Origin of the sequence: Paenirhodobacter populi, from assembly GCF_004022215.1 — a bacterium.
Classification (GTDB): domain Bacteria; phylum Pseudomonadota; class Alphaproteobacteria; order Rhodobacterales; family Rhodobacteraceae; genus Rhodobacter; species Rhodobacter populi.
Window position 1 is genome coordinate 38370 of sequence record NZ_SAUZ01000018.1, and the last position, 14896, is coordinate 53265.

Sequence of the window (14896 nt, forward strand, 5' to 3'; positions counted from 1 at the left end):
TCAGATTCCCCGGTTCATTCCGCGCCGCCTGCCCCCGGTGCCGGCTGGAACCATGCAAGCGTGATCGCCGCCAGCACGACATACCGCCCGGCCTTTGCCAGCAGGACGACCGTCAGGAAGCGCCAGAGCGGCTCGCGCATCGCGCCGGCCACGACCGTCAGCGGATCGCCCACGACGGGCACCCAGCACAGCCACAGGCTCCAGTGGCCGTAGCGTCGATACCATGCCTGCGCGCGTTTCATGCCCGAGGAGGGAAACCAGCGTCTGTCCGCGAACCGCAGCAGAAAGCGTCCGAGCCCGCAGTTCACCACGGAGCCCAGCACATTCCCCGCCGTCGCCACGGCGAGCAGCAGCCAAACGGGATGGTCCCCGGCACGCAGCAGGATCACCAGAACCGCCTCGGACTGCGCCGGAAACACGGTCGCGGCCAGCAGCGCGGCAAGGAACAATCCGGTCAGTGCGATCATGAGGCCCCTGCATCGGCACAAAGAAAAACGGCGCCCACCGGGCGCCGCCTGTCGCTGTGAAGCGATCCTGGAAGCTTACACCGCTTCCGAGATGAATTTCACCGCATCGCCGAAGGTTTGGATGGTTTCGGCGGCGTCGTCCGGGATCTCGATGCCGAACTCCTCCTCGAAGGCCATGACCAGTTCCACGGTGTCAAGGCTGTCCGCGCCCAGATCGTCGATGAACGAGGCGGTTTCAGTCACCTTGTCCTCGTCCACGCCCAGATGCTCCACGACGATCTTTTTAACGCGATCTGCGATGTCGCTCATGTCTCTTCCTCAGTTTGAGGGCCTTGGCCCGTCCCTTATCGGTGCCCGTCTGCGCGAGCGGTTGTTGCCATTTCCTGCGATGCCGGGGCAAAGGTCCCGATCGCAAGACGGCCCGTGACGCGGGGGTAAAGCCCCGCCCTTGCGTCGCCGCCTATAGCACAGTCATGCCCCATGGCAAGCCGTTTCGCAAGTGCGCCCCATCAGACCATCGCCATGCCGCCGTTGACATGCAGCGTGGCGCCGGTGACGTAACCCGCCTCGGGGCTTGCCAGATACAGGACCGCCGCGGCGATGTCATCGGTCGAGCCCATGCGGCCGGCGGGAATCTGCGCGAGGATCTTGGCCTTCTGCTCGTCGTTCAGTTTGTCGGTCATCGCGGTGGCGATGAAGCCGGGCGCCACGCAGTTCACCGTGATGCCGCGACTCGCCACTTCGTAGGCCAGCGATTTCGACATGCCGACAAGGCCGGCCTTGGCCGCGGCGTAGTTCCCCTGCCCCGGATTCCCCGTCGTGCCGACGATGGACGAGATCGAGATGATGCGCCCCCACCGCGCCTTCATCATCGGCCGCAGCACCGCCCGCATCAGCCGGAACGAGGCCGTCAGGTTGACATCCAGAACCGACAGCCATTCCTCGTCCGACATCCGCATGAACAGGTTGTCGCGGGTGATGCCCGCGTTGTTGATCAGGATGTCGAGCCCGCCCATCGCCTCGCTCGCGGCCTTCGGCAGCGCCTCGACCGAGGGGGTGTCCGACAGGTTCGCCGGGCAGACATAGGCGCCCTGCCCCAGATCCGCCGCCAGTTCCTCGAGCGGGCCGACGCGGGTGCCCGAAAGCGCGACCTTCGCCCCGGCCTCGTGCAAGGCCCGCGCGATGCCCGCGCCGATACCGCCCGATGCGCCGGTCACCAGCGCGCATTTTCCCGTCAGGTCAAACATATCCGTCCCTCTTGTGGATTTCCGCCTCCATAACAGCCACCGCGCCGTGGGGCCAGAGGCCCCCGGCGCGCGCCCCTCAGCCCTTCAGCGCGGCGATGTCCTCGGGCGTGCCGACGGCCTTTTGCACCGTATCCTTGGCGATGCGCCGGATCATGCCGGACAGCGCCTTGCCCGCGCCGATTTCCCAGAATTCGGTGACGCCCTGCCCCGCCATCCATTCGACGCTTTCACGCCAGCGCACCGATCCGGTGACCTGCTTCACCAGCAGGGCGCGGATCGTCGCGGGATCGGTCACCGCCTCGGCGACGACATTGGCGACCAGCGGCACCACCGGCGGCTTCACCTCGACATCGGCCAGCGCCTCGGCCATGCGGTCGGCGGCGGGCTGCATCAGCGCGCAGTGGAAGGGGGCCGAGACCGGCAGCATCACCGCCCGTTTCGCGCCTTTCGCCTTGGCGATCTCGACCGCGCGTTCGACCGCGCCCTTGTGGCCCGACACCACGACCTGCGAAGGATCGTTGTCGTTCGCCGCCTGGCAGACCTCGCCCTGCGCGGCCTCGGTCGCCACTTCGGTCGCCGTGGCGAAATCAAGCCCCAGCAGCGCCGCCATCGCGCCGATCCCCACCGGCACGGCGGATTGCATCGCCGCGCCCCGGATCCGCAAAAGCCGCGCCGTATCCGACAGGCTCAGGCTGCCCGCCGCGCACAGCGCCGAATATTCGCCAAGGCTGTGCCCGGCGACGAAAGCCGCATCGGTGACCGCGAAGCCTTCGCTTTCCAGCGCCCGCAGCGCGGCGATCGAGGTCGCCATCAGCGCCGGCTGCGCATTGGCGGTGAGCGTCAGATCCTCGATCGAGCCTTCCCAGATCAGCGCCGAGAGCTTTTCGCCAAGCGCCTCGTCCACCTCGTCGAAGACCGCTTTCGCGGCCGGATAGCTGTCGGCCAGCGCCTTGCCCATGCCGATGGTCTGCGCCCCCTGCCCGGGGAATACGAATGCGCGGCTCATGCCGTCCTCCTTTGGTTTTGGCCATCCTCTAGCGCGGCGGGCGGGCGCGAACAACCGCCCCCCAGGCCCGGGTTCAGCCCAGCTTGCGCAGCCGCGCGATCAGCGAGGAGGTATCCCACCGCCCGCCGCCCATCGACTGCACTTCCTTGTAGAACTGATCGACCAGCGCGGTGACCGGCAGGCTCGCGCCGGTTTCGTTGGCGGTGGTCAGACAGATGTTCAGATCCTTGCGCATCCAGTCAACGGCAAAGCCGAAATCGTATTTCTCCTCGGCCATCGTCTTGTAGCGGTTGGACATCTGCCAGGACCCGGCGGCACCCTGCGAGATCGCCTCGACCACATCGGTGATCGGCAGGCCCGCCTTTTCGGCGAAATGCAGCGCCTCGGACAGACCCTGCACCACCCCCGCGATGGCGATCTGGTTGCACATCTTGGTCAGTTGGCCGGCGCCCACATCGCCCATCCGCAGGCAGGCCTTGGCATAGGCGTCGATGACGGGTTCGGCCTTGGCGTAATCCGCCTCGGACCCACCGCACATGACCGACAGGACGCCGCCCTCGGCCCCCGCCTGCCCGCCCGAAACCGGCGCATCGACATAGCCGAGCCCCTTTTCGCGGGCGATTTCCGCCAGCTCCCGGCTGACTTTCGCCGAGACCGTGGTATGATCGACAAAGATCGCCCCGGGCTTCATCCCGGCGAATGCCCCCGTCTCGCCCAGACAGACGGCCCGCAGGTCGTCGTCATTGCCGACGCAGGCCATGACGAAATCGCAGTCGCGCGCCGCGTCGGCGGGGGTCGCGGCCCATTCGCCCGCATGTTTTTCCACCCAGGCCTCGGCCTTCGCGGCGGTGCGGTTGTAGACCGTCACCTTGTGTCCGGCGGCGGCCAGATGCCCCGCCATCGGAAATCCCATCACCCCAAGTCCCAGAAACGCAACTTTCGCCATCACCCTGCTCCCCTGTTCGTGCGTGAAACGCGCGTTGATCATCGGTCCCGCCTGACTTAGTAACGCGCAGACCGTCTCCGTCAACCTCACCGCCGAGCCTGCCGATGTATAGCCTTTTCCGCTGGATGGTCCGACTCGTTTCGGCGGCGCTAGCACTTCTGGTCCTCGCGGCGGCGGGGGCGTGGTATTTCGCGGCGCGCTCGCTGCCCGATTACGACGCGACCTATACAGTGGCTGGCATCTCCGCCCCGGTGGAGATCGTCCGCTCGACCGAGGACGTGCCGCATATCTTCGGCCAGACGGATGAGGACGTGTTCTTCGCCCTCGGGCTTGCCCATGCGCAGGACCGGCTGTGGCAGATGACCATGCTGCGCCGCACCGTGCAGGGCCGGCTGAGCGAGGTTTTCGGGGCGGAAACGGTCAGGACGGACGAGCTGATGCGGCGGCTTGACCTTTACGGCGCCGCGGTGAAATCGGTGGGCGCGCAGGACGCGCAGACGCAGGCCGCGCTTGCCGCCTATGCGCGCGGGGTGAACGCCTGGATCGCGCAGGTGAACAAGGGTGCGCTTGGCCGGGGCGCGCCGGAATTCTTCCTGTTCGACAATGAGATCGCCTACTGGACCCCGGCGGATTCGATCGCCATCGTCAAGCTGCTGGCCGCGCAACTGTCGAGCCAGATGCAGGACGAGGTGCTGCGCGCCCGCGTTTCGCTTCTGGGGCAGAACTGGGTGCGCGACATCATGCCCGACATGCCCGGCCCCGGCGTGGCGGCGCTGCCCGATTACGCGAGCCTGTTCCCCAAGGTGCCGAAATCCGTGCGGCTCGCCGATGCCGAAGGCGCGATGTCGCCCTTTGCGCCCCGCGATCTGGCGGGCGCCTCGAACGCCTTCGCCGCCGCGCCGCGCCGCTCGGCCGCCGGGGGATCGCTGCTGGCGAACGACCCGCATCTGGGCTTCACCGCGCCGTCGTGGTGGTATCTCGCGCGGCTGGAACTCGGCTCCGGCGGGGTGATCGGCGGGACGATCCCGGGGGTGCCGCTGGTGCTGACGGGGCGGAACGCGCGGCTCGGCTGGGGGATCACCACGGCCTATGTCGACGATCAGGACCTGCATATCGAGGAACTCGACCGCGCCGATCCGAACCGCTACCGCACCCCCGACGGCTGGAAGGAATTCGAGACCCGCCGCACCATCATCAACGTCAAGGATGCGCGCCCCGTCACCCTGACGCTGCGCTGGACGGAAAACGGGCCGGTGCTGCCCTCAGGGCACTTCAACCTTGCCGCCATTACGCCGCCCGGCGATGTCGTCTCGCTCAGCTGGACGGCGCTGAGTTCGGCCGACACCTCGATGAGCGCCGGGCTCGCGCTGATGCGGGCGGGCAATGTGGACGAGGCGGTGGCCGCGGGCGAACGTTTCGTCGCGCCGGCGCAGAACCTGATTCTGGCCGATCAGAGGACGGTGGGCATGGTCACGGTCGGCGCGATCCCGAAACGCGATCCGCGGCACATGACGCAGGGCCGGATGCCCTCGCCCGGCTGGCGGGCGGAGAATCGCTGGCAGGGGATCGAGCCCTATGACAGCAACCCGCGCGTACTCGACCCGGCGGGCGGGATCGTCATCAACACCAACAACAAGACCGTCGACCGCCCCTTCCCCGATCATGTCAGCTTTCACTGGGGCGACAGCCAACGGGTGCAGCGGCTGACCCGGCTGATGGGCGAGCGCGAGGTGCATTCGCGCGAAAGCTTCATCTCGGCGCAGCTCGATACCGTTTCTTCCGCGGCACGGGGGCTGTTGCCGCTGGTCGGCAAGGATCTTTGGTTCACCGGCGAGCCCGCGCCCGAGGGCACGCCCGAGCGGCTGCGGCAGCGCGCGCTGGAACTGCTGGCGGCCTGGGACGGAGACATGAACGAGCATATGCCCGAGCCGCTGATCTACGCCGCCTGGATGCGCAGCCTGCAAAACCGGCTGATCCGCGACGAACTCGGGCCGCTCGCCAACGAATTTTCCCATCTGGAGCCATTGTTCATCGAGCGGGTCTTCCGCGACACAGATGGCGCGGCGCGCTGGTGCGACGTGATGCAATCGGCCCCGGTCGAGACCTGCCCCGATATGGCGCGGATGTCGCTCGATGACGCGCTGATGGAGCTGAAGGCGAAATACGGTGCGAATATCGACAGCTGGCGGTGGGGCGACGCGCATGAGGCGACGCATGACCATCCGGTGCTCGGCCGGACGCCGATCCTGAAATGGATCACCAATATCCGGCAATCGACCTCGGGCGGGGATTTCACGCTGAACCGGGGGGTGACGCTCGGCACCGGGCCGAATCCGTTCCTGAACGTGCATGGCGCGGGCTATCGCGGCGTCTATGATTTCGCCGATCCCGACAGCTCGGTCTTCATCATCGCCACCGGCCAGTCCGGGCATCCGCTGAGCCGCCATTACGACGATCTGTCGGGCCTCTGGCGGCGAGGGGAATATATCCCGATGTCGCTCGACCCGGCGCTGGCACGGGCGGCGGCGGCGGGAATCACCCGGCTGGAACCTGAGCCGGCGGGTGGCGAGTGATCCGGCGGCGAACACGCGCCCGAGGGCGCGTGTTCAGGTCTGTTCTTTTTGTTTTCAGCGGGTTGAAGCGTGGTCTTGAAATGAAGGTCACGGGGCCTGTGGATGGGGTGGCAGGGGGCCAGCCCCCTCGCGCGTGCCGCGCTCACCCCCGGGATATTTATGGAAACACGAATTGGAGAAAGCTTGTTCTGGCAGGTTTGAAGCCGGCGCCAGATGCGCCGTCCGTCGCACAGGCCTTTAAATTCAGACCGTCCGCGAGTGAAGGAGGCTCCGCTGGATGTCGCAGAGCCTCGGTGCAGCTCCTGCCCTTACAGCGCGCGGTAGCGGTGGCGCTGGCTGACCGACCAGTTCACCTCGATCGTCCAGCCGTCCTTCGTCTCGGTCTCGCCGCGCACGACATTCTGGTCGTGCAGCCACGCGCGCTCGCGGCCCGCCGAGAACGGCAGATGCAGGGTGTCGTCGTGGCGTTCCTCGCCGAGCCGGGTTTCGATCGCGCCGAGCAGCGCCTCGAACCCCTCGCCAGTCAGGGCAGAGACGGCCTGCACCTCTGAACGCCGCGCATCCGCGACCAGCAACGCCTCGCGCGAAGTGGGTGATAGCGCGTCGATCTTGTTCCAGACCTCGATCAGCGGCACATCCTCGGACACGCCGAGCGATTCGAGGATCTCACCGACATCCTCTGCCTGTTCCTCGGTCTCGGGGTGGGAAATATCGCGCACATGCAGGATCAGATCGGCTTCCAGCACCTCTTCCAGCGTGGCCCGGAAGGCGGCGACGAGTTCATGCGGCAGATCCGAGATGAACCCCACCGTATCCGACAGGATCACCTTGCGCCCCGAGGGCAGCGTGATCCCGCGCATCGTCGGGTCGAGCGTGGCGAACAGCATGTCCTTCGCCAGCACGTCGGCGCCGGTCATGCGATTGAACAGCGTCGATTTTCCCGCGTTGGTATAGCCCACCAACGCGACGATCGGGAACGGCACCTTGCGGCGTGCGGCGCGGTGCAGCTCGCGCGTTTTCACCACCTTGGCAAGCTGGCGCTTGATGCGGATCACCTGTTCGTCGATGGCGCGCCGGTCCGCCTCGATCTGCGTTTCGCCGGGGCCGCCGACGAAGCCGAAGCCGCCGCGCTGCCGTTCAAGGTGGGTCCAGGCCCGCACCAGCCGCGTGCGCTGATAGCTGAGCGCCGCGAGTTCCACCTGCAGCACGCCTTCGCGCGTCCGCGCCCGGTCGGCGAAAATCTCAAGGATCAGCCCCGTTCGGTCGAGGAGCTTCACCCCCCATTCCTTTTCGAGGTTCCTTTGCTGCACCGGGCTGACCGGACCATCGACCAGCACCAGATCGACCTCCAGCACCTCGAAGCGTGCCTTCAGTTCCTCGACCTTGCCCGAGCCGAACAGATGCCCGGCATGGGGTTTGGCGATGCGCACGACCTCATGCCCGACGACATCGAGGTTCGGCAGCGCCACGGCAAGCGAAACCGCCTCCGCCAGTCGGAGTTCCGGCAGACGGCGGGTATCCGCCGCCTTCAGGTCGGGATGCAGGACATAGGCCCGGGTGGGCCGTTCCGCGGATTGGATGAGATCGGTCAGTCTTCGCCCTCGTACAGAGAGATCGGCTGGCCCGGCATGATGGTGGAAATCGCATGCTTGTAGACAAGTTGCGATTGCCCGTCGCGGCGCAGCAGGACGCAGAAATTGTCGAACCAGGTGATCACGCCTTGCAGTTTCACCCCGTTGATAAGGAAGATCGTCACCGGGACCTTGGTCTTGCGGACGTGGTTCAGGAACGCATCCTGCAGGTTCTGTTTATCGGCAGCCATTTGTTTTTATGCCTATGCAGCTGTTGTTATTCGCGCGACGGACCCGTCCTTGGCATCCGCAGGCCCAGAATATGCGCAACGGCGGGGGAGTTTCCACCCCCAAAATCGCGCGCCGAATCAAGCCATTGCACCGGGGCGGGCTAAGCCGTTCAGCCGCGCCAGAAATCGGGATTGAACAGCGCGACGATCGCCAGCGTTTCCAGTCGCCCCAGAACCATCGCCAGCGCCAGGATGAACTGCGGCGCGGTGTCGAGTTCGGACCAGCGCAGGGGCGTATCCAGAGCGATCGCCGCCAGCGGCCCGGTGTTCGACAGGGCCGAGATGGTCATCACCGCCGCTGGCTCGAACCGCATGCCCGCCAGCGATACCGCCGCCATGATCACCGCGCCCGACAGCATGAACAGCATGAAGAAGATCCACGCCGTATAGGCTCCCTGGCGCCGCAACCAGCGCGCCGTGGGGCCGCCGCCATGCACCGCCGCCGGGTGGACCAGCCGGACCAGTTCGCGTTCGCCATGCCGCAGAAGGGCGTAGATGCGCAACAGCCGGATGCCGCCCGCCGTGGTCGCGATGCCGCCTCCGGTGACCGCCAGCCCCGCAAGGATCAGCCCCGGCGTGCCGAGCCCGGACCACGTCCGCGCCTCGTTCCAGCTGCCCGAGGCGAAGCCCGTGGTGGTGAGGAACGACAGCGAGGTGAACAGCCCGCCCCAGACCGAGCGCAGCACCTGCCCCGGCGCGACCGGCGTGTCGATTTCCAGCGCCGCCAGCCAATGCCGCATGAACAGCACCTGCGTCACCAACAGGACCAGCACCGCCGCAAGGCGCAGTTCGGGATCGTCGCGCAGCCGGGCCGAGGCGCGCAGCTCGCCGCCACCGGGCCAGAGCCGCCGCGACAGCGCCGGGATCAGGAAGAGGAAGATGAACATCTCTCCGGGGATGCCGCCTTCACCCCTTCCCAGCGTCCCCAGCGGCGAGATGCCCGAGGTCGACAGCGTCGACATCGCATGGCACAGCGCCACCAGACCGTCTTCGCCCACCGTCACCAGCAAAAGCCACAGCACCGCCGTCAGCCCGGCATAGGCGGGCAGCAGCACCCGGGCGAAATGGCGGATCCTCTCTCCCGGCTCGGCGATGTCGTCGGTGAAGAAGGTCGGCGCCTCGCCGCCACCAACCGCGCGCACCGGATCCGCGCGCAGATTGGCGCTGTGGGTGGCCGCACCCGAGCCGAAGATCTCGAACCCGCCGAGCCGCAGGGGCGCCAGAACCGCGATCGCCATCACCAGAATGAAATAACCGCCAAGCCAGCCGATCAGCGCCCGCCACAGATGCAGGGACCCGATCAGCCGCTCGGGATCGTAAAGCGTGGCCCCGGTCGTCGTCAGGCAGGACACCATTTCCCACCAGCTGCGGAACAGGGTCGTATCGGGGACCGCCAGATAGAAGGGTGTCGCCAGTTCGAGCGGCAGCAGCAGAAAGCTTGCCAGCATCGTCACCAGATGGGCGCGGCTGGTGCGGCCCTCGGCATTCGCGGCACCGGCAAGACCCAGAAGCAGGCTCAACCCCAGAAACAGGATGCCGGAGTAAAAGAACGACCGCGCCACCGCGTAATGCCCGCCCATCACCGCATGGATCGCCGGCACCTGCATCGCCAGCGCCCCGATGGCGATCAGGACGACGAACAGCGGCGCTTCGGTCAGGGCGCGCATCATCGCTCAGAAGAACTCGACCGAGACCTGCAGCAGCCGCTCGATCACCGGCACGTCCTTGGCCAGCGCGAACAGCAGCACCACATCGCCCTCGTCGATCTTGGTGTCGCCCACCGGCTTGATGATCCGGTCGCCCTTCTGCACCGCGCCGATCAGCGCGCCTTCCGGCAGTTCGATCTCCCGCACCAGCTTGCCCGCCATCGAGGAGGAGCCGAGGATCTGCGCCTCGATCGCCTCGCCTTCCGCATCGCCCACGGAATAGATTGCCCGCACCCGCCCGTGCCGGATATGCCGCAGGATCGAGGACACGGTGGTCGCGCGCGGGTTGATGTAGGCGTCGATGTCGACGGCGGCCATCAGCGGCACCAGCGTCGGGTCATTCACCAGACAGATCGCCATCTTGCAGCCCGCCTGCTTCGCCCGCACGGATACAAGGATATTCGTCTTGTCGTCGTCGGTCACCGCAAGGATCGCGTCGGCCCGTTCGATATTCGCCTCTTCCAGAAGCTCGGCGCTCATCCCGTCGCCGTTCAGCACGATGGTCCGTTCCAGCCCGTCGGCGGCGCGTTCCGCCGTGGCGCGGTCGCGCTCGATGATCTTCGCCCGCATCCGGTCGGTCCGCGCCTCAAGCTCGCGCGCCACCGCAAGGCCGACGTTGCCGCCGCCGACGATGATGATACGTTCCTGCTTTTTCGTCGTCTTGCCAAAGATTTCCAGCGTTCTGTTCACATCCTCGCTGAAGGCGAAGACATAGATCTGATCCTCGGCGAAAAGCTGATCGCCGGGTTCCGGCGCGAACAGCCGCCCGTCGCGGCGCACCCCCACGACCATCGCGCGCAGCGTCGAAAACAGGTCGGTCAGCTGCCGCAGCGGCGTGTTCAGCACCGGGCAATCCTGTTCCAGCGCGATGCCCAGCAACTGCACCTTGCCGCCAAGAAAGCTTTCGGTGTCAAAGGTCGAGGGCGCCGAAAGCCGTTGCAGCGCGGCCTCCGCCACCTCGCGCTCGGGGCTGATGACGACATCGATGGGCAACTGGTCGCGGCGGAACAGGCTTTCGTATTTCGGCGCCAGATAGGATTGCGCCCGCAGCCGCGCGATCTTGCGCGTCACGCCGAAGATCGAATGGGCGACATGGCAGGTGACCATGTTCACCTCGTCCGAATAGGTCGCGGCGATGATCAGATCGGCATCCCGCGCGCCCGCGCGTTCCAGCACATCGGGGTGCGAGGCAAAGCCCACGACGCCCTGCACATCCAGCGTATCGGCGGCGCGGCGCACCAGTTCGGCGTTGGAATCGACGACGGTGACATCGTTGCGTTCGCCCGCAAGATGGCGCGCGATCTGCCAGCCGACCTGCCCCGCACCACAGATGATGACCTTCATACTGCCCTCCGCCGCCGCGCGCGGTCAGGTGCCCGTTCTATGTCCGCCGCCCGGAAGGGTCAATCAGACCTCTTCGTCCTCGTCTTCCTCATCCTCGATATGGGCGATCCGCCCGCCCGACTTGGACGAGGTGACGACGCCGAGCGATTTCAGCTTGCGGTGCAGGGCCGAGCGTTCCATGCCGACGAAATTCGCCGTGCGCGAGATGTTGCCGCCAAAGCGGTTGATCTGCGTCAGCAGATATTCGCGCTCGAACAGCTCGCGCGCCTCGCGCAGCGGCAGGGTCGCCAGTTGCCCGCCAAGGACGATGCGGTCGTCATCGCCCGGCTGCGCGTTGCCGGGCAGCTCGCGCGCCTCGATCGGGCCGGTGCCCTCGCCCAGGATCAGCAGCCGCTCGATCACGTTGCGCAGCTGGCGGATGTTGCCGGGCCATTCCATCGTCTGCATCGCCGCCGCCGCCTCGTCCGACAGCTCGCGCAGCGGCAGGCCCTGGGTGCGGTTGAAGACCTCGATGAAATGGCGGGCGAGCAGCGGTACATCCTCGCGCCGGTCGGCGAGGGCCGGGACCGCGATCGGCACCACGTTCAGCCGGTCATAGAGTTCCTGCCGGAAGCGGCCCGCCGCGATTTCCGCCGCAAGATCCCGCGTGGTCGAGGAAATCACCCGCAGGTCCACCCGCACCTTGTCGACCCCGCCGACCCGGGTGAACTGCTGTTCGGTCAGCACGCGCAGGATCTTCGACTGGGTGCCGGTCGGCATCTCGGCCACCTCGTCGAAATAGATCACCCCGCCATGCGCCTGTTCCAGCAGCCCCTTTTCGGTGCCGCGTTCCGGGCTGTCACGGCCGAAGAGCACCTCTTCCATCCGGTCGGGCGCGATCGAGGCGGAGTTGACCGTGATGAACGGGGCCGAGGCGCGGCTCGAATTGCCGTGGATATAGCGCGCGGCGGTTTCCTTGCCCGAGCCGGGCTCGCCCGCCAGCATGACGCGGCCGTTCGACTTGGTGACCTTCTCAAGCTGGTCCTTCAGCCGCCGGAAGGCCGCCGACTGGCCCAGCATCTCGCCCGAATGCAGATCGCGCCGCCGCAGCGTGGAATTTTCCCGCCGCAGCCGCGCGGTTTCCATCGCGCGCGAGATCACCACCATCAACTGGTCGATATTGAAGGGCTTTTCGATGAAGTCATAGGCGCCCTGCTTGATCGCGGCCACCGCGATCTCGATATTGCCGTGGCCCGAGATGATGATGACCGGGATATCCGGATTGTCGCGCTTGACCGACTTGAGGATGTCGATCCCGTCCATCCGGCTGTCCTTCAGCCAGATGTCCAGCACCATCAGCGCCGGAGCCTCGGCATTGATCTGTTCCATGCATTCGTCGGAATTGCCGGCAAGCCGCGTGGCGAAACCTTCGTCCTTGAGAATGTCGGCGATCAGTTCGCGGATGTCCTTTTCATCGTCGACGATCAGAATGTCACTCATGGGTCACAGTATCCTTGTTGGCGCGTTGCGCGGCACGGGGGCCGGAGCGGGCGCGGGGCAGTCGGATTTCGGCAAGGGCGCCGCGATGGGCGCCGGGGTGGAATTCGGGCGCATCGGTCAGGATCAGCACCCCGCCGTGTTCCTCGATGATCTTCTTGACGATCGGCAGGCCAAGGCCGGTGCCCTTGGCCCGGGTCGTCACATAGGGCTCGAACAGGCGCGAGCGATCCTCGGGCAGGCCGATGCCATTGTCGGCGATGCGGATGGTGACGGCCTCGGGGCCGGTTTCCATGCTGACGCGGATTTCCGGCCGCCATCCTTCGGGCGCGCCCATTTCCTCAAGACTCTCAATCGCTTCCCCCGCATTCTTGATAAGATTGGTGACCGCTTGCGAAATCATCGTGGCGTCGAGTTCGACCACCACCGGCCCCTCGGGCAGATCGGCCAGCAGCGTCGCGCCATGCAGCGCGCCTTCCTGCAACAGCACCGCATCATGCATCAGCCGCACCAGATCATGGTCGCGCCGGTCCGGCTCCGGCATCCGGGCGAAGCGCGAAAATTCGTCAACGATGCGCCGCAAGTCATTGGTCTGGCGCACGATCACGCCGGTCAGCTGTTCAAGCGTCGCGGCATCCTCGCCCTGCACCAGACGTGTATATTTCCGCTTGATCCGTTCCGCCGACAGCTGGATCGGCGTCAGCGGGTTCTTGATCTCATGCGCGATGCGGCGCGCGACATCGCCCCAGGCGGCCATGCGCTGCGCGGACACCAGATCCGTCACATCGTCGAAGGCGACGACGAAGCCTTCGCGCGTGCCGTCCCCCGCGCGCCGTTCCGCCATCCGCACCAGCAGGCTTTCCAGCCGCCCGCCGCGCGAAATGCGGATCTCGTCCTGAACCACGGGATGAATAACGTCCTGCAAACGACCGAAAAGGGACGCGAATTCCGGAACGCAATCGCAGATGTCGCGGCCCTGTTCCTGCCCGGACAGGTCCAGCAGCTTCACCGCCGAACGGTTGAGGAAATCGATCCGCCCCTCGGCATCCAGCCCGATCACCCCCGAGGTGACCGAAGACAGCACCGAATCGAACATCCGCCGGCGTTCCTCGGTGCTCTGGTTGACGGAGATCAGGGCATCATGCTGGCCCTTGAGCTGCTTCGTCATGCGGTTGAACACCGAGCCGAGCGTGGCGATTTCGTCATCGCCCTTTTCCTCGATCACCTGCACGTCGAGGTCACCCGCCCCCACCCGCTCCGCCGCCGAGGCGAGCCGCCCTATCGGCCGAGACAGCCGTTCCGCGAACCACAGCCCGACCCAGACCGCCGCAAGGATCAGGATCAGCGCGAAGCCGACATAGACCAGACCGAATTCGAACAGCACCCGCCCGCGCGTGCGTTCGAGTTGTTGATACAGCCCCACCGTCGCCCGTGTGTCGTCCAGCAGCGACAGGATTTCCCCGTCCACCTTGCGCGAGACATACAGATAGCGGTCGACGAAACTGTCCAGATGCACCAGCGCCCGCAGTTCCGAATTGGGCCAGTCCTCGATCAGGATGGTGCCGCCCTTGCTGGCGGCGACGATGCGGTCGGGGGCCGGTTTCTCGAAATCGAACAGGTAGCTGCGCTCGCCCCGCGCGACGATCTGGCCGGTGCCGTCGATCACATAGGCTTCCTTCAGGCCGCGCTGGATGCCCGCCTGCCCGGCCACCAGCAATTCCCGCAGATCGCCATCCGACATGAAGACCGAAGCCTGCCGCCGCGCATTGAGGAAATTCGCCAGCGCCTGCGCATCCTGCACCAGATCCTGCCGGTGTTCCTCCTGATAGGCTTCGGCCGCGGCGAGCGAGGTGCCCAGAACCGACCGCACCCGGTCCGAGAACCAGCCCTCCAGCCCGATGTTCACCGTCAGCCCGGCGAACAGCGCCACCAGCACCGTCGGCACCAGCGCGATCCCGGCGAACACCGCCGTCAGCCGCAGCGCCAGCCGCGAGCCCGAGGCCCGCGCCCGCCGCGCCGCCAGCATCTGCATCAGCCGCATCACGATCATGCCGGCGAGCAGCAGGAAATAGATGAAATCCGCCAGCAGGATCAGCCGCAGCGCATTGGAATCCGCGCCCTGCTGCAATGGCCCCATGACCAGAAAGGTCAGCAGGGCCAGCAACGGACCAAGCAGCGTCAACCCGATTGTCAGGGTGTTCTGCACTCTGCGCTGTCGGCGCAATCGGGACAACCTGTCCCACGCCGTGCGTTCTGCCGCTGTCGTCAAG

At 66.5% G+C, this 14896-nt stretch carries 12 protein-coding genes; 1 reads left to right on the forward strand and 11 read right to left on the reverse strand.

Annotated elements, in window-relative coordinates; all coding sequences use genetic code 11:
- Window positions 1-14 precede the first annotated feature (14 nt).
- The 5 genes from D2T30_RS15330 to D2T30_RS15350 form a co-directional block, all read right to left on the reverse strand.
- Window positions 15-467: a YqaA family protein gene (locus D2T30_RS15330; RefSeq protein WP_128209595.1), complete on the reverse strand. Its 453-nt coding sequence runs from the start codon at window positions 465-467 to the stop codon at window positions 15-17.
- A 75-nt stretch (window positions 468-542) separates the two neighbouring features.
- Complete coding sequence (locus D2T30_RS15335; protein ID WP_128185700.1) at window positions 543-776, reverse strand: acyl carrier protein; 234 nt, start codon at window positions 774-776, stop codon at window positions 543-545.
- A 200-nt stretch (window positions 777-976) separates the two neighbouring features.
- A complete protein-coding gene (gene fabG, locus D2T30_RS15340) occupies window positions 977-1714 on the reverse strand; it encodes a 3-oxoacyl-[acyl-carrier-protein] reductase (RefSeq protein ID WP_128209596.1) in 738 nt (245 codons plus the stop codon).
- Between the two features lie 76 nt (window positions 1715-1790).
- Window positions 1791-2720 (reverse strand): ACP S-malonyltransferase, encoded by a 930-nt coding sequence (gene fabD / locus D2T30_RS15345; RefSeq protein WP_128209597.1) that lies wholly within the window; start codon window positions 2718-2720, stop codon window positions 1791-1793.
- A gap of 73 nt (window positions 2721-2793) precedes the next feature.
- Window positions 2794-3666 carry an NAD(P)-dependent oxidoreductase gene (locus tag D2T30_RS15350; protein WP_128209598.1) on the reverse strand — a complete coding sequence of 291 codons (873 nt, stop codon included), beginning with the start codon at window positions 3664-3666 and terminating at the stop codon, window positions 2794-2796.
- A 104-nt stretch (window positions 3667-3770) separates the two neighbouring features.
- Here D2T30_RS15350 and D2T30_RS15355 point away from each other — a divergent pair, with 104 nt between their 5' ends.
- On the forward strand, window positions 3771-6239 hold the full coding sequence (locus tag D2T30_RS15355; RefSeq protein ID WP_128209599.1) for a penicillin acylase family protein: 2469 nt from the start codon (window positions 3771-3773) through the stop codon (window positions 6237-6239).
- A gap of 308 nt (window positions 6240-6547) precedes the next feature.
- Here the strand turns inward: D2T30_RS15355 and hflX are convergent, their stop codons facing one another.
- From hflX to D2T30_RS15385, 6 genes are all read right to left on the reverse strand, one after another.
- Window positions 6548-7831: a GTPase HflX gene (gene hflX / locus D2T30_RS15360; RefSeq protein ID WP_128209600.1), complete on the reverse strand. Its 1284-nt coding sequence runs from the start codon at window positions 7829-7831 to the stop codon at window positions 6548-6550.
- Complete coding sequence (gene hfq, locus D2T30_RS15365; RefSeq protein WP_107323454.1) at window positions 7828-8061, reverse strand: RNA chaperone Hfq; 234 nt, start codon at window positions 8059-8061, stop codon at window positions 7828-7830. The genes hflX and hfq overlap by 4 nt, the downstream gene beginning before the upstream one ends.
- Before the next feature lie 149 nt (window positions 8062-8210).
- Window positions 8211-9767 carry a potassium transporter TrkG gene (locus D2T30_RS15370; RefSeq protein ID WP_128209601.1) on the reverse strand — a complete coding sequence of 519 codons (1557 nt, stop codon included), beginning with the start codon at window positions 9765-9767 and terminating at the stop codon, window positions 8211-8213.
- A gap of 6 nt (window positions 9768-9773) precedes the next feature.
- Complete coding sequence (trkA, locus tag D2T30_RS15375; protein ID WP_128209602.1) at window positions 9774-11150, reverse strand: Trk system potassium transporter TrkA; 1377 nt, start codon at window positions 11148-11150, stop codon at window positions 9774-9776.
- Window positions 11151-11213: 63 nt separating this feature from the next.
- On the reverse strand, window positions 11214-12629 hold the full coding sequence (gene ntrX / locus D2T30_RS15380) for a nitrogen assimilation response regulator NtrX (protein ID WP_128209603.1): 1416 nt from the start codon (window positions 12627-12629) through the stop codon (window positions 11214-11216).
- Entirely contained in the window at window positions 12622-14895 is a 2274-nt protein-coding gene (locus D2T30_RS15385; RefSeq protein ID WP_128185682.1) for a sensor histidine kinase NtrY-like, read from the reverse strand. The genes ntrX and D2T30_RS15385 overlap by 8 nt, the downstream gene beginning before the upstream one ends.
- Between the last annotated feature and the right edge of the window lies 1 nt (window position 14896).

Bases quoted from the DNA above. Each gene is read 5' to 3' on its own strand.
- D2T30_RS15330 (WP_128209595.1), bottom strand. From the start codon at position 467: ATGATCGCACTGACCGGATTGTTCCTTGCCGCGCTGCTGGCCGCGACC.
- D2T30_RS15335 (WP_128185700.1), bottom strand. From the start codon at position 776: ATGAGCGACATCGCAGATCGCGTTAAAAAGATCGTCGTGGAGCATCTG.
- fabG (WP_128209596.1), bottom strand. From the start codon at position 1,714: ATGTTTGACCTGACGGGAAAATGCGCGCTGGTGACCGGCGCATCGGGC.
- fabD (WP_128209597.1), bottom strand. From the start codon at position 2,720: ATGAGCCGCGCATTCGTATTCCCCGGGCAGGGGGCGCAGACCATCGGC.
- D2T30_RS15350 (WP_128209598.1), bottom strand. From the start codon at position 3,666: ATGGCGAAAGTTGCGTTTCTGGGACTTGGGGTGATGGGATTTCCGATG.
- D2T30_RS15355 (WP_128209599.1), top strand. From the start codon at position 3,771: ATGTATAGCCTTTTCCGCTGGATGGTCCGACTCGTTTCGGCGGCGCTA.
- hfq (WP_107323454.1), bottom strand. From the start codon at position 8,061: ATGGCTGCCGATAAACAGAACCTGCAGGATGCGTTCCTGAACCACGTC.
- D2T30_RS15370 (WP_128209601.1), bottom strand. From the start codon at position 9,767: ATGCGCGCCCTGACCGAAGCGCCGCTGTTCGTCGTCCTGATCGCCATC.
- trkA (WP_128209602.1), bottom strand. From the start codon at position 11,150: ATGAAGGTCATCATCTGTGGTGCGGGGCAGGTCGGCTGGCAGATCGCG.
- ntrX (WP_128209603.1), bottom strand. From the start codon at position 12,629: ATGAGTGACATTCTGATCGTCGACGATGAAAAGGACATCCGCGAACTG.